This is a genomic window from Flavobacterium ardleyense (assembly GCF_033547075.1).
Taxonomy (GTDB): domain Bacteria; phylum Bacteroidota; class Bacteroidia; order Flavobacteriales; family Flavobacteriaceae; genus Flavobacterium; species Flavobacterium ardleyense_A.
On sequence record NZ_CP137891.1, the window covers coordinates 174,542 to 189,734 of the forward strand.

The 15,193-nt window shown below is 36.4% G+C and carries 12 protein-coding genes; 5 read left to right on the forward strand and 7 right to left on the reverse strand.

The features are described 5' to 3' along the window. Positions 1 to 46: 46 nt before the first annotated feature. A complete protein-coding gene (locus SBO79_RS00750) occupies positions 47 to 430 on the forward strand; it encodes a DUF983 domain-containing protein (RefSeq protein ID WP_318641139.1) in 384 nt (127 codons plus the stop codon). Here SBO79_RS00750 and SBO79_RS00755 read toward each other — a convergent pair. From SBO79_RS00755 to topA, 7 genes are all read right to left on the reverse strand, one after another. After that, complete coding sequence (locus tag SBO79_RS00755; protein WP_318641140.1) at positions 427 to 1,473, reverse strand: NAD(P)/FAD-dependent oxidoreductase; 1,047 nt, start codon at positions 1,471 to 1,473, stop codon at positions 427 to 429. The genes SBO79_RS00750 and SBO79_RS00755 overlap by 4 nt on opposite strands. Positions 1,474 to 1,539: 66 nt before the next feature. Beyond that, positions 1,540 to 2,430: a type IX secretion system ring subunit PorN/GldN gene (gene porN, locus SBO79_RS00760; protein WP_318641141.1), complete on the reverse strand. Its 891-nt coding sequence runs from the start codon at positions 2,428 to 2,430 to the stop codon at positions 1,540 to 1,542. A 51-nt stretch (positions 2,431 to 2,481) separates the two neighbouring features. Then, positions 2,482 to 4,032 (reverse strand): type IX secretion system motor protein PorM/GldM, encoded by a 1,551-nt coding sequence (gene porM / locus SBO79_RS00765; protein ID WP_318641142.1) that lies wholly within the window; start codon positions 4,030 to 4,032, stop codon positions 2,482 to 2,484. A gap of 49 nt (positions 4,033 to 4,081) precedes the next feature. After that, on the reverse strand, positions 4,082 to 4,726 hold the full coding sequence (gene porL, locus SBO79_RS00770) for a type IX secretion system motor protein PorL/GldL (protein WP_318641143.1): 645 nt from the start codon (positions 4,724 to 4,726) through the stop codon (positions 4,082 to 4,084). A 56-nt stretch (positions 4,727 to 4,782) separates the two neighbouring features. Beyond that, a complete protein-coding gene (gene porK / locus SBO79_RS00775) occupies positions 4,783 to 6,174 on the reverse strand; it encodes a T9SS ring complex lipoprotein PorK/GldK (protein ID WP_318641144.1) in 1,392 nt (463 codons plus the stop codon). 217 nt (positions 6,175 to 6,391) lie between these two features. Further along, the gene (locus SBO79_RS00780; RefSeq protein ID WP_318641145.1) at positions 6,392 to 7,543 is read right to left on the reverse strand and encodes a formimidoylglutamase; all 1,152 of its coding nucleotides are present in this window, start codon (positions 7,541 to 7,543) and stop codon (positions 6,392 to 6,394) included. 6 nt (positions 7,544 to 7,549) lie between these two features. Beyond that, on the reverse strand, positions 7,550 to 10,096 hold the full coding sequence (gene topA, locus SBO79_RS00785; protein WP_318641146.1) for a type I DNA topoisomerase: 2,547 nt from the start codon (positions 10,094 to 10,096) through the stop codon (positions 7,550 to 7,552). Between the two features lie 769 nt (positions 10,097 to 10,865). Here topA and miaB point away from each other — a divergent pair. Genes miaB through SBO79_RS00805 form a run of 4 tightly spaced genes read left to right on the forward strand, consistent with a single transcriptional unit; the run spans position 10,866 to position 15,191 of the window. Beyond that, positions 10,866 to 12,311, forward strand: coding sequence for a tRNA (N6-isopentenyl adenosine(37)-C2)-methylthiotransferase MiaB (gene miaB / locus SBO79_RS00790; protein ID WP_318641147.1), 1,446 nt, complete (start codon positions 10,866 to 10,868; stop codon positions 12,309 to 12,311). A 54-nt stretch (positions 12,312 to 12,365) separates the two neighbouring features. After that, the gene (locus tag SBO79_RS00795) at positions 12,366 to 13,616 is read left to right on the forward strand and encodes a sigma-54 interaction domain-containing protein (protein ID WP_318641148.1); all 1,251 of its coding nucleotides are present in this window, start codon (positions 12,366 to 12,368) and stop codon (positions 13,614 to 13,616) included. Between the two features lie 21 nt (positions 13,617 to 13,637). Continuing rightward, positions 13,638 to 14,141: an LptE family protein gene (locus SBO79_RS00800; RefSeq protein ID WP_318641149.1), complete on the forward strand. Its 504-nt coding sequence runs from the start codon at positions 13,638 to 13,640 to the stop codon at positions 14,139 to 14,141. A 39-nt stretch (positions 14,142 to 14,180) separates the two neighbouring features. Further along, entirely contained in the window at positions 14,181 to 15,191 is a 1,011-nt protein-coding gene (locus tag SBO79_RS00805; protein WP_318641150.1) for a tetratricopeptide repeat protein, read from the forward strand. The last annotated feature ends 2 nt before the right edge of the window (positions 15,192 to 15,193 follow it).

A 15,193-nucleotide genomic window follows, 5' to 3' on the forward strand; every position in this document is an offset into this window, starting at 1 on the left:
TCGTACTTTTGTACAAACCAAATACACAATTAAATAATTTTTGCAAATGTTAAAAAAAGGATCCAAATTATATAGCATTTTAACAGGAACTTGTCCCAAATGTCAAAATGAGAGTATGTATTCTGACCCAAATTTGCTACATGTGCATAATTTGCTTAAAATGAACGAAAAATGTTCTCATTGTGGATTCAAATATCAAATTGAACCTGGTTTTTTTTTCGGAGCAATGTATGTGAGTTATGGTCTTAATGTCGCAGTTGGTATTGCGGCATTTATTATAGCTTACTATTTTAGTGAAAGTCTTAAAACATCATTTATTGTGATTATTATCACATTACTAATACTTTTCCCGATAGTCATGAGGCTTTCTCGAACTTTATATATAAATATGTTTGTCAAATACGAACCGGGTTATAAAAAAGTTAATTAGCTTTTTTTCCTAATTCTTTTAATATCATTCTCCACACGAAGTTCCGTACCAAACTCTACATACTCAAATAGCTCTTTGGCTAATGCTGGCCCCTGCATGACACCCCTCGTGCCCAATCCATTAAGGACAAATAAGTTTTTATATTGCCAGTGAACGCCTATAAGGGGCTTTCTGTCTTTGACCGTTGGTCTGATTCCTGCGTGATGCGATATGATCTGATAATCGCAATCGATAATTTCATCGATTCTTGAAATTAATTCAGCTCTTCCAGCTTCCGTCGGGTGGCTGGTTTTGTCTTCCCAATTGTACGTTGCACCTACTTTGTACATATTATTTCCAAGTGGTAAAATAAAGACGCTAGTATTCACTATGACATCTAGACGAAGGTCCTCCGCTTTAATTATAAATAGTTCTCCTTTTGTCCCATCAAGTGGAAGGTAATTAAAGTATGGATTCTTAATAATTCCAAAACCTTCGGCAAATACAATCTTTCTACATTCAATTCCTTTATAACGAATAGATTCTTCATTAATTTCCAAAGCTGAATAATCGAAAGACTCATTTCGAATCAAATTACCCTCTGCTAAAAAAGTGTGATAGTCTTGTACTAGCTTTTTAGTATCTACAAATCCTGTCTGCATTACTTCTCCGTAGCCTAATGGAGAACTTATTCCTGCGTAATTCTTTAAAACCAATTCTGTTGAAAGAAATGGTGCCATTGTAGGTTTATCCGAAGCAGCAAACCAATTATTTTGCTCCTCAATCGAGAAGAATTTACGCAAAACTGGCAAAGCAAAATCGTACTTCCCTTCTAACTGAGTAGGTAAATTTAAATAGAATTTTTTCATTTCATCCAACTGCTCCTGCGCATTTGCTAGACCACTAAACCTCTTAAGGATAACAGGATTGTATAAACCACCCGCAATAAGAGATGAATTTTGAGATGAGTCATTAAAGACTACAAACGATTTTGAGACATTTCGCACTTGTTCTGCAAATGAAATACCTGCTAGACCTCCACCAACAATAATGTAATCAATCATAATATTTAGCATAAAAAAAGCTCTTACCAAAGGTAAGAGCTTTTCTAAATTTATTTTAGCAAAGTGCTAGTAATTCCACATATCAGATTCGAAATCACGAATTTTGTCTTTCACTCTTTCTGATTCTAACAACTGCATTTGCGCATTGTCTTTCATATAGTCTTTAATCTCCCTGTCACCATATACATTTTCTTCTTTGTAAATAGTAGCGTTAAATCTGCGTGAGTTTAACAAGTGATCAAAAGTGATAGGCATTGCAGTATTGCGATCGTTGAAAGCTTTGTTTTCATGCAAAACTTCGCGTGCATCTGGAAAGTAAACCCAAAACAATTCGATGTAATCTGGCTCGTCGTTACCTACAGTGTAAACATCTGGAGTAACTGGGCAAATTCCTAGCAATCTGTATTTTAATTCACTCTGACGTTTGTCAAAATACCAAAAACCTTTAATCTTATAGTCAGATACATCGTAAGAACTAAGATTAGTTGGAACAATATACTGCGGATCAATAGCTTGACCAGCGTTATACTGCTCTCTACCTGGGTCTGTAGTATCAACACGACTCAACGAAGCTTCAATGTCCTTTATAGTTTTCTTTGTATTGAAATAACTATCAGAATAAACTTCAGTAATCTCACCCGATTTCATTGCTTTTGTAAGCACATCGTAAAGAGAACGACGATCACTTCCTACGTTCAAACTATCCACAGGATAGTACAAAGGAAAGTTAATACGTTCATCAAGGTCAATGATCTCCCAAACGGTTTTTCCCATCAATACATCTCTGTCGTGGACATAACCGTAAGGTAAAGGTTTGTCATTGTCAGAAATTAATTGCGCGGCAGTTTTCTTGCCAATTTCATCAGGGGTTTTTGCGTTTAGCAAATTTGATTGAGCGAAAGAAACCGTAGTTCCAGCTATCAAAACCGCCAACATTAAAAAATTTCTACAATTCATATCTTTTATTATTCTAAGTATATTGAGTATAAAAACGTCAGACTTAAATTATTATTGTACTTCAAAGATAACTGGAGAAGTTCTTGGCAACATATAGTTACCAGCTCCAACTAACTTAGTTTTAATTTCTGAGATCGTTACTTGATCTCCTCTTCCAGCTCTAGCAATTACTGCTTTTGCTTGCGCATTCATTTTGTCACCTTGTACTACAACTGTAGGTTGTCCAGTAACTTTGATATTAAATCCAGTTACGTTTAATCCTACTTCGAAATCAAAGTCTACTAGTTTTGCACCCACAGTAGATACTTCTAAACTGCTTTTTGGTCCTTTAACAACTCCCATTTCTCCACGGATAGTTCCAGTAGGGCTAGGAATACCTTTAATTCTAAAAGTTTTCTTGTCAGAAACTGAACTACCATCAGGTAACTTTCCAGTAACGTTAATCGTAACTTCGTTTCCAGCTCCAGGGCTCATTTTATAAGAACCTGCTCCTCCAGCTGAACTAAGTCCAGGTGCGCTTGCAGAAACTTTATCAGCAGAGATACCAGCGAATGATATTGTCATTGGGTTTACAACCCCACGGTATACTACATTCATCTTGTCTGCAGAAATTGTAGCAGATTTTGGTCTTGGAACAACAACGTAAGAACCTTTGATAGGCAAATTAACTGGTTTGTTATTTTCTTCAAAATTAAATGAACCTATCATTTGATGCTCTCCAACATTACCAGCTCCAAAAGAGAAGGTAGCTTGTCCAGCTTCGGCTTTAAGATTTTGACCATTTAATACTACAGATTTCGCCTGCAAAGTTGGGTCAAATTTTCCTAAGATAATTTTTCCAGTTACCGCTTCTCCTTGGAAGAACACAGTTTTGTCTGGCACAACTATTGGCTGATAAGCTGTAAGTGATGCAGCAGCAATCAAATCTGATTGGAACATTCCAGCGATGATATCGCTTTCTGTCGTGTTAACATCTGCCTGAATTTGAGATAGCTTAGTGATTGACGCTATAAGAGGAAATCCTTTATAGTTATATGACAACCATTCTACATTTTTGTTTTCTGTTTTTGAGAAAACCGGTTTTGTTGCGAATCTGTTTTCAATTTTCTTCATTTCGTCAGCAGTGATAGCACTCCCTCCAATTGCTTTTAATTGAGCTACATAATTTGCAATTTGATCCAAAAATGCTTTTCCGTCTTTAGTAGTTGTTTCAGCTTGAAACCATTTTTCGTCAATTTGACTACTTTGATCCATTTGCTCGAAAGGCAAGTTACCATCAGCATCTCTTTCCAGTTTGCTTGTAAATTCAGTTTTAAGATTTTCGATATACTTGTTGAAATCTGCAGATAGTTTTCTGATTTTTTCAACTTTCACTTTTTTCTCACCGTACTGTAATGGTTGCTCAGAAGCTTTCTGAACTAACTGTTGGTAAGAAGCGTCGTTACGAACTTTTGTAATTGTGTTTGATTCTTCTATTTTATTATTTAAGATACCAAAAGCAGATAATACTTCTTTTGACATGTTAAGCGCTAACATTGCGATGAAAACTAGATACATCAAGTTAATCATCTTCTGTCTAGGGGTTAATTTTCCTCCGGCCATTTTTTGTAATTGATTTTTGAGTGGTTATTAAAAAAAAAGTGGGCGAGAATTATTTTGCTCTATTAGAACCCATAGCAGAAAGCATTCCACCATAAACTTGATTCAATGAAGACAAGTTTGAAGTAAGAGATTGCATTTGATCTTTAAGTTTCAAATTGTTTTCAGCAACTTCTTGGTTGATTTGTGCGTTTCTTCCAGCACTTTCTAATTGAATCTTGTAAAGACCGTTAAGCGACTCCATTTGAGCAGCAGCAACTGTAAGCTCTTCACTGTATTTTTTTGTTGAAGCGATTGAATCTACAGTTGGAGCAATTCCTTTTGCAGCAGATTCGAAATTTTTGATGCTATTACCTAGACTTGACATAAGCGCACCATCAATTTTTGCTTCTTTAAGCATATTGTCTAACTTTTGAGAAAGCATACCTTGAGCTTCTTTAGGCTCTTCTGCCTTTAGAGCAGTTTTTGTAGCTACAGCTCCTCCAGCTAATTCAGGAAAAACAATTGACCAATCGATATCTTTATCTACTGGATCAAATGCTGAAAGACCAAAAATAAGTGCCTCAGTTCCAAGTCCTACAATAAGCATGATTCCTGCTCCAGGCCAGTGCATCAATTTGAAAAGTGCTCCGATGATTACCACTGCCGCTCCCATTCCGTAAGCGAAGTTCATTACTTTTTTGCTTAATAATGCCATAATAATTTTTGTGTTTTAGGTTAGTTTAATTTATAGTTGATTTAATATAGTTCAATTTAGCGTGCTGTGTTCCCAGTTGTCTGAGTACCCATATAATCTTGAACAGTTCTAAAGCCGATGTAACTTCTAGCGGTGTCAGCATACTCAAAGTCACGAGTCCCAACTCTTAGCATCATCGCAACATCTTTCCAAGAACCTCCACGTACTACTTTACGTTGGTTTTTTAAGTCTCCAACATTTGGATTCATTGTCGAAACATACTCATATGAACTTGCGTCATAAGAAGAGTCTGTCCATTCTGCAACGTTACCTGCCATGTTGTACAAGTTGTATCCATTTGCATCGTATGATTTTGCCTCTACAGTATATAAAGCGCCATCAGCTGCATAATCACCTCTATTAGGTTTGAAATTTGCTAAGAAACAACCTCTATCGTTCTTAGTGTAAGGACCACCCCAAGGATACATTCCTGACTCTAGACCACCTCTTGCCGCATACTCCCATTCTGCCTCACTTGGTAATCTAAATGAGTTGATAAGATTACGTCCTTTTTTCTTAGATCTAATATAAGCATTTTTCTTAAGTGTTCTCCAAGCGCAAAAAGCTTTTGCTTGAGTCCAAGCCACACCCACTACAGGATATTCGCTATATGCTTGGTGCCAGAAGTAATCATTATGCATTGGCTCGTTGTATGAGTATGCAAAATCCTTAATCCATACAGTTGTATCTGGATAAACCTGAACTTGTTCAGTTTTAATAAAGTCGCTTCTCTTCCCAACTTTTGCTTTAGCAGCAGCTTGAATATCCATCCAAGAATATCTAAATTTTAGTTTTGTCACATCTATGGTACGAAGTCCATTGTATGATTCAGCAACTGGAAGATACATTGTATCCATTACTTCAGTATAGTGCTCATCAGGATATTTTGACGTATCGGTAATCAGCTTTACTTTCTTATTTAACTTTCGACCTGCGAAAGGATCATCATCTGTTCCGATGCTATAGTAATTTTCATACATATATTTATCGTACGGAGTCATTTTTTCTGGATCTGCATCACTAAAAGCGTAACTTCCAATGCTGCTAGCATTTTTACCACCTTCTCCAGTAGTCTGACCTACCTCATCGGCAAGAATAGCTAGACGCGTTCTGATGATTGAATCTTGTACCCAGTTTACAAATTCGCGGTATTCGCTATTTGTAATCTCTGTCTCGTCCATATAAAATGCACGAACCGTAACAGTTTTCGTTGGCGCATCACCTATCGCAGCCACATCTTCACCAGAGTTTCCCATGATGTAAGAGCCTCCAGGAATTAATGCCATTCCATAAGGTTTCTCCGGATGCCACTTTTTTCCTTTTACTCCAACCAATTCACCTTTGTCATTGGAACGACCACAGCTCACTAACAAGGCGACAATTGCTGTAAATGCAAAGAATTTCTTCATATAAATTTGGGTTATTATTGTATTGTAAATTTCAGGTCGTAAACCTATTTATTATTTATTTAAAAAACAAAAATTTGTAACTTTTTTATTTTTAAGGTTCTCAAAAGTAAAACATAAATGTTTCTTAAAAAAACTATTATTCGTTAAAACTACAAAAATTATCGACAAACCCCCGAAAACATTGAGATTTTTACTAAAATTAATGTGTTAATTTTTTTTACACACCAAAATTCTTACGCTGTGCCTTCAGCCACCTCTCCGGAAGTTCTTGATTACAAGCATCTAAGTACTCCTCATAAGAACATGGTAATAACGTGTTAATTTTTAGTTTATTATTAGCATTAACATTATTTGGAATCTCAATCCACCATCTATCGGTTTTATTACTCTTAAAAAATGTAAGAACATCTGCATCAAGAGGCACAGTATACTTGATATAATCTTTCTTTGTACCAAATGGATATTCCATGCTTCTATAGTGAAAACCCTCGATAAAATACCAAATTATCTCTGCAATTAATAGTGATTCTTTATTAGAACTGTTGTGATTAAACAAACCAAACACACTCACTTTGTCGCTAATGCCAGCATATCTCGCCAATGTACAAATCTCCTTACCATTAAAACCATTGGGCATAAATGGATTGTCAATCCCAGATACTGCCGACTGTATGCAATTTAAATCTACCGAGACTAAATCAGCATCCCTGAAAATTGGTTCTGCCAATGTAATATTATTACTCAACTCTCCCAATCTATATGCCTCAAAATATAATTTTTCTATTAAATCAATCTCTTCCTGTGCATTAAAATAGGTTTGGTAGCCAACATTTGAATAATTAAATAGATTGGTAGGTTCATCAATAATTATTTTTGATAAATAAGATGTGCTACTAAGAATCTCTTCGTCACTACCCAAATCAAACTTACTATCCACTGTGACCAGATTCACCGTTTGCTCTAGTTGATCGTAGGATCGATATAGGGCGTAGGTCAAATCCTGAGATCCGCCTATAACAATTGGTGTAATTCCTAGCTTCAGCAATTGCTGAAATACCTCTTTCACAGCATAATTCGTATCGCTAATCGTATCTCCAGGAAGTATGTCTCCCAAATCAATCATATTTAGCGCCCAGTTACCCGGAAATAATGAATAGAGCTGCATCCTCACATTATATAGATCCGACTGAGTATTGCTACCACAACCTCGATTGTCAAGTATTCCAACAATGGCGATCTTAACATCATCTAAAATAGGAGTTTCGGATTCAGTATGAAATGTTACCTTCTGACCTAAGTGTGGTGCACTAAGTTGCCGACAGAAGTCTATAATTGAAGAATCTACTGGCTGTAAAAATTCGAAAATCATATACTGTTATTTTTTAGGCTTAGTAATTTTTGTAGCTGCTTTCTTAACTGCCGGCTTCTTTGCCGCTGCAGTTTTGGTAGTTGTCGCTTTCTTCGCAGGCGTTTTTTTCGCAGGCGTTTTCGCTGCAATCATTTCTTGAGCTTTTTCAAGAGTCAATCCTGCAACGTCAAAATCCTTAGAAAGTTCGATTTTTATCTTTCCTTTTGTAAGATTAGATCGTCCCCATCTTGCTTTTTCTACGAGAATCCCTTCTTCTTCCCAATTATGAACTACTTTATCAATATTCTTTTGAACCTTGTCTTCTATCAGTTCGATAATATCATTTTGACTCAAATTGTCAAAATCATATTTCTTGCTTACATTAATAAAGATTCCGTTCCATTTAAGGAATGGTCCAAATCGCCCTACACCTTTCTGAACGGGTTCTCCTTTAAAGGTTGCTATTGGAGCATCCGCTTTTTCTTTTTCAGTAATTAGTTCAATCGCTCTTTCTGAGGTAACATCAAGTGGATCTTCATCTTTGGGCAATGAGATAAATGCTTTTCCGTGACGTATATACGGTCCAAAACGACCATTATTTACTTCAACTTCTTCTCCTTTATATATACCCAAATCTTTTGGCAGTAAAAACAACTTCAAAGCTTCCTCCAAAGTAATGTTACCAATGTTTTGATCATTAAGCAAACTAGCAAATTGCTTCTCTTCATCTTCCTGACTTCCTATCTGAGCCATCGGTCCAAACTTGCCTAGTCTTACACTAATTGGCTTGCCCGATTTTGGATCTGTACCCAAAATTCTTTCACCCGATTCTCTTTCGGCATTGGCCTCAACATCTTTTACATTAGGGTGAAACTTATCGTAGAAATCTTTCATCATAATAGCCCAGTCTACATTTCCTTCGGCAATCTCATCAAAATCCTGTTCTACCTTTGCGGTAAAATTATAATCTAGAATCGCTGCGAAATTTTTCACAAGGAAATCTGTTACGATTGTTCCAATATCGGTAGGAACCAATTTCCCTTTGTCCGAACCAGTATTTTCTGAAAGCAATTTCTCGTCTATCTTACTATTCGCAAGGACGATTTGAGTGTAATTTCTCTTCTGCCCTTCCAATGTTCCTTTCTCTACATAGTTTCTGCTGATTATAGTCGAAATTGTTGGTGCATATGTAGATGGTCTACCGATACCCAATTCTTCCAATTTCTTAACCAATGCAGCTTCAGAATATCTTGCGGCAGGTTTAGTATATCTTTCAGTAGCAGTAATGCTTTTATTATCTAAATTTTCTTTAACCTTTAACGCGGGCAACAATCCTTCTTGCTCTTCTTCGTCATCATCATTTCCTTCAAGATATACTTTTAGGAAACCTTCAAAAAGTAAAACTTCTCCCGATGCAGCAAAAATCTCTGAGTGCTTGTCTGCTTTTATTTTCACATTTGTACGTTCTAATTGAGCATCGCTCATTTGCGAAGCCAATGTACGTTTCCAAATCAAATCGTATAATCTAGCCTGATCTCTATCAATATCTACAGTATGTCGAGACATATCTGTAGGTCTAATCGCCTCGTGTGCTTCTTGAGCTCCTTTACTTTTGGTGGTAAATTGTCTAGGTTTAGAAAATTCCTTCCCGTAAGATTTGATGATTTCTTGCTTTGCAGCCTCAGTTGCATCCGCCGAAAGATTTACACTATCCGTTCTCATATAAGTAATAAGTCCAGCTTCATATAATCTTTGCGCCAATTGCATTGTAATTCCAACCGGCAAATACAATTTTCTTGCAGCTTCTTGTTGCAAGGTCGAGGTTGTAAAAGGTGCCGCAGGAGATTTCTTTGCAGGTTTTGTTTCTAGGTCGGCAACTTCGAATGATGCGCCAATATTCTTTTTCAGAAAAGCTTCTGCTTCTTCTTTTGTACTAAAGTTTTTTGGAAGTTTTGCTTTTACAGACTTTCCTTCTTTTGTCCAAAACTCTGCCGAAACTGCATAAGATGCAATTGCTTTAAAATTCTGAATTTCGCGTTCACGTTCAACGATTAGTCTTACTGCAACAGATTGCACACGACCCGCAGAAAGTCCACCTTTAATTTTTCTCCATAAAACTGGAGACAATTCATATCCAACAAGACGGTCCAATACTCTACGCGCTTGTTGTGCATTTACAAGATCATAATTTATTGATCGTGGATTATCTATCGCTTTTAGAATAGCATTTTTGGTAATCTCGTGAAAAACGATACGCTTGGTTTTTGCTTTATCAAGTTTAAGCTCTTCGGCCAAATGCCACGAAATTGCCTCACCCTCGCGATCCTCATCACTTGCTAGCCAAACCATATCGGCTTTCTTGGCAAGACCTCGAAGTTTGGTAACCAAAGCTTTTTTGTCTGGTGAAACTTCATATTTTGGTTTGAATCCATTTTCAACATCCACCCCTATTTCCTTGGACGGAAGATCTGCGATATGGCCATAACTGGACTCTACCTGGTAATCACTTCCTAGGAATTTTTCTATTGTTTTTGCTTTTGCAGGGGACTCAACGATCACTAAATTCTTTGCCATAATCAATTTGTTTGTGCCGCAAAAGTATGTGATTTTTTTAAATATCAAATTTTTTAAAGTTTTTATAGTAAATAGAGTCCAAATAGATTCTCAAGTGAACTCATAAACTCACCGTATAATTTCACGTTTAAAAATTAGTCGCCGATTAGAATTACTAAGCTCCTGCTAAAAGATTGTGTGCTGATTCTTCCTAGCAAAACCACCGTTTAAAAAAAATTCCTTCCTATATATAATGAATCAACAATAAACGACATTCATAGCTTTTTAAACCATTTCGACTTTAAGCAACTCCATCAATCGAATCGCACTCTACACCTTGCATAAATAATAAATTTGAATTACGCTTTCGCGGAAAGAAGAGCGGCAATCGTAACTATTGAATTGTTTTCTATCAAAGCTATCGTTGTTAATCGAAGCAATTTCTACCTTTAGCGAAAGCAAAAAAATAGAATTACGCTTTCGCGGAAAGAAGAGCGGCCAACATAATTTTTGAAATTATTTCGACTCAAACGATTAGTATCCTTTGGAACACATTCTAACTTTAGCTAAAGCAGAAAAATTAGAAGTACGCTTTTGCGAAAAGAAGAGCAGTCAACGTATCTTTTGAAATTATTTCGACTCAAACTTTTATTATCCATTGGAACACGTTCTAACTTTAGCGAAAGCGAAAAAATAAAAATTGTTAAAGCGAGTCTGCCATCTTGTCACTTCCACACAATTAATCGTATCTTTGACGCCTATAATAAATGCAGTTTTTTCTGAAACAAAAATGGGGAACACAATAATAGAAAGCGAACAAGGACAAAATTTAGTTCTTGATAGCAAGCCAACAAATACAAAGAAACTTTTTATTGAGAGTTACGGCTGCGCAATGAACTTTGCAGATAGCGAAGTTGTGGCGTCGATACTTTTTAATGATGGTTATAATACGACTCAAATCCTTGAAGAAGCAGATTTAGTTTTAATCAACACCTGCTCTATTCGCGACAAAGCCGAACAAACCGTTCGCAAGCGATTGGAGAAATACAATGCGGTAAAGCGAGACATTAATCCTAATATGAAAGTGGGCGTTTTGGGTTGTATGGCCGAAAGATTGAAAAGTAAATTTCTTGAAGAAGAGAAAATCATTGATCTTGTTGTAGGTCCTGACGCGTACAAAGATTTGCCAAATTTGCTTGCAGAAGTGGAAGATGGAAATGACGCGATCAATGTTTTATTATCCAAAGATGAAACGTACGGTGATATTTCGCCAGTAAGATTGAATACTAATGGAGTTTCGGCATTTGTGTCGATTACTAGAGGTTGCGATAATATGTGTACTTTCTGCGTCGTTCCTTTTACAAGAGGGCGCGAGAGAAGTCGCGATTCGCAAAGCATTTTGATGGAAATCGAAGATCTGTGGCAAAAAGGTTTTAAAGAAATCACACTTCTTGGTCAGAACGTTGATAGCTATTTGTGGTACGGCGGCGGACTCAAGAAAGATTTTGTAAATGCTAGCGAAATTGCAAAAAGCACTGCAATAAATTTCGATCAATTATTAGAAATGGTCGCAAGTCAATATCCGGGAATGAGAATTCGGTTTTCGACTTCAAATCCGCAGGATATGCACGAAAGTGTGCTTCATATCATCGCAAAATATCCAAATATTTGTAAGCATATTCACTTACCTGTTCAATCAGGAAGTAATACGATTCTTGCTGCAATGAATAGGCTTCATACTCGTGAACAATACATGGCGCTGATTGATAAAATTAAAACCATCATTCCCGAAGCGACTATTACTCAAGATATGATTGCTGGTTTTCCGGGCGAGACTGTTCAAGATCACGAAGACACTTTGAGTTTGATGGAGTATGTACAATATAGTTTTGGCTATATGTATTCGTACTCTGAAAGACCAGGAACATTAGCGGGAAGAAAACTCGTTGACGATGTGCCAGAAGATGAAAAGCTGAGAAGATTGCAAGAAATTGTAGCGCTTCAGCGCAAGCATAGCGCAATGCGAACTCAGGAATTTGTTGGACAAACTCTTTCAGTTTTGGTTGAGAAAAACTCGAAAAAATCTACCGATGATTATGCAGGAAGAATTTCACAAAATTTAACCGTGGTTTTTCCAAAAGAAGATTATAAAGTTGGAGATTTTGTAAATGTCCACATCACCGACTGCACCAGCGGAACATTAATAGGAACAGCTGTAAGTTTGGCTACCATATAATATTCTAAAGGAATTATAAAGTCAATTTTAAAAAACACAAGCATTTTAGACAAGATGGATACTATACAATCTATAAAACAGCGTTTTGAAATTATCGGAAACGATCCAAAACTTAACCGAGCAATTGAGAAGGCAATTCAGGTTGCTCCTACAGATATTTCGGTGCTTGTTGCTGGAGAAAGTGGTGTGGGAAAAGAAAATATTCCCAAGATAATTCACTCATTATCTCACCGAAAACATGGCAAATATATTGCTGTAAACTGTGGTGCAATTCCCGAGGGAACTATTGATAGTGAGCTTTTTGGACACGAAAAAGGATCGTTTACTGGAGCTACTTCGGAGAGACAAGGCTATTTTGAAGTCGCTGATGGCGGAACAATATTTCTTGACGAAGTGGGCGAATTGCCGCTTACAACTCAAGTGAGACTATTACGAGTTTTAGAAAACGGTGAATTTATAAAAGTTGGATCTTCGCAAGTTCAAAAAACGAATGTTCGGATTGTTGCTGCAACAAATGTCAATATGTTTAGCGCAATCGAAAAAGGAAAATTTAGAGAAGATCTTTATTATAGACTAAGTACAGTCGATATTACTTTGCCACCATTACGTGACCGTGCGGGAGATATTCATTTGCTTTTTAGAAAATTTGCCTCAGATTTTGCTTATAAATATAAAATGCCAGCAATCAAATTGGACGATAATGCAGTTCAGTTTTTGCAAAAGTACCGTTGGAGCGGAAACATTAGACAATTGCGAAATGTAGCAGAGCAGGTTTCGGTTTTGGAAACAAACCGTGAGATAACTCTGCAAACTCTTCAATCTTATTTACCTGTTGAGGGAAGTAATTTGCCTTCTGTAATCAAGGATCAGAAAAAAGACAGTGACTTTAGCACCGAAAGAGAGATTCTGTACAAAGTGCTATTTGATATGAAAAGTGATCTGAACGATTTGAAAAAATTAACGATGGAGCTTATGCAGAATGGAAATGTTAAAATTCAAGAGCAAACGCAACCTTTGATTAATAAGATTTACGGAAATAACGACAATTCGGAAATTGAGTACGAGGAGCAACCTGAAAACACGATGTTGCAACCATCTACAGAAAGCAGCTATAAAGACGAAGACGAAAGTTATGTCCTTGCTGAGACAGTAGAGGAAGAAGAGGTTTTGCGCCTTGAACAAAAAGAGATTGAAATGATTAAGCGCTCTCTCGAAAAAAACAAAGGCAAACGAAAAGCCGCTGCAGACGAGCTGGGAATTTCTGAGCGTACTTTGTACCGAAAAATAAAACAATTTGACCTTTAATATTACATCAACTATTATTTTATGAAAGCAGTTAAGTCTCTCCTATTATTGTTTGTAGTATTATTAGCTACAAGTTGCTCAGTTTACAACTTTACAGGCACGGGTAAAATCGATGCCAAGACGTTTCAGGTAAATTATTTTCAAAATAATGCAACTCTAATTGAGCCAGGTATAGAGCTTATATTTACTCAAGAACTGCAAAATGTGATAATGAATCAATCAAATTTGAATTTGGTTACTTCTGATGGAGATCTTTTGTATGAGGGAGAAATTGTAGACTTTTATATCAGTCCAATGACAGCTACGGCCGATCAACGTGCTGCGCAAAATCGGCTGACAATTTCTGTTAATGTTAGATACGTTAATAGAAATAAAGAAGAAGATGATTTTGAACGACGTTTTTCAGATTATTACGATTACGGTGGAGATCAGCAATTAACTGGTCCTATATTAGCAGCAGCTTTAGAAAAAATTTACGCTAGAATAACTCAAGATGTCTTTAATGAATCATTAGCAAAATGGTAATTTGCAGTGGCAATTTTTTAGCGTTATTAAAAGTATCTTATGAATCTACAAGAATATAAATTGTTGCTTCAACAGCCAGAAACTGTTACTGCGGATCAGACAGTAGCTTTGCAACTATTGTTAAAGCAATATCCTTATTTGCAAAGTGCTTACGCCATGCGTTTAAAAGGTTTGTACAACGAAAATAGTTATCAGTACAATCATGCATTAAAACTTGCCGCGGCGTACACTACCGATAGAACGGTGTTATTTGATTTTATCACTTCTGAAGATTTTGCAAAAGTTTCAAATTCGGCAATTGTCAGCGACGAAATTGATAGTAACCGACCGCAATTTGAGACCGAAAATACAACACAAGAACCGCTAGCTGAAGTTAAACCACAAAAGCAGTCTATATTAGATTCGATCGAGAGTGCCGAAGTTGCTTCAGAAGAGGTTGAAAATCAAATTTCAGAAGAGCAAGAGACGATTTCATCAGACCAATCTGTCTTAGTAATTAATCCGAACACCCAAGCATCAGCCGAAGATCGATACCTTGAGGAAATTTCAACCGACCAATTTTCTATCAAAGACAATTTAGCGGAAGCGAAAATATTAGAACCGAAAGATTCTGCAACAAAAGAAATTTCGATAGAAGCCGAGTTAGGAACTCCATTAGAATTTACTAGCAACGAGAAACATTCATTTAAAGAATGGTTACAATTATCGAAAGCGCAGCCGATTATTCGTGCAGAACTACCGGAAGAGAAGAAAGAATTAAGTGAGATTGAGCGGGAAAAGATTAAAAAAACAGATCTTATAGATCGATTTATTATTGCAAGTCCAAAGATTCCGCCGGTAAAAAATGACACTAAAGTTCCAGTGATACGGGACAATCCCGCAGATACTTCTGCATTGATGACCGAAACTTTGGCTCGAGTTTACTTAGAACAGAAGAAATATCAAAAAGCGATACAAGCTTATCAGATATTAATTTTGAAATATCCAGAAAAAAGTAGTTTCTTTGCAGACCGAATATCAGATATTAAAAATATACAACAAAATAACTAGTT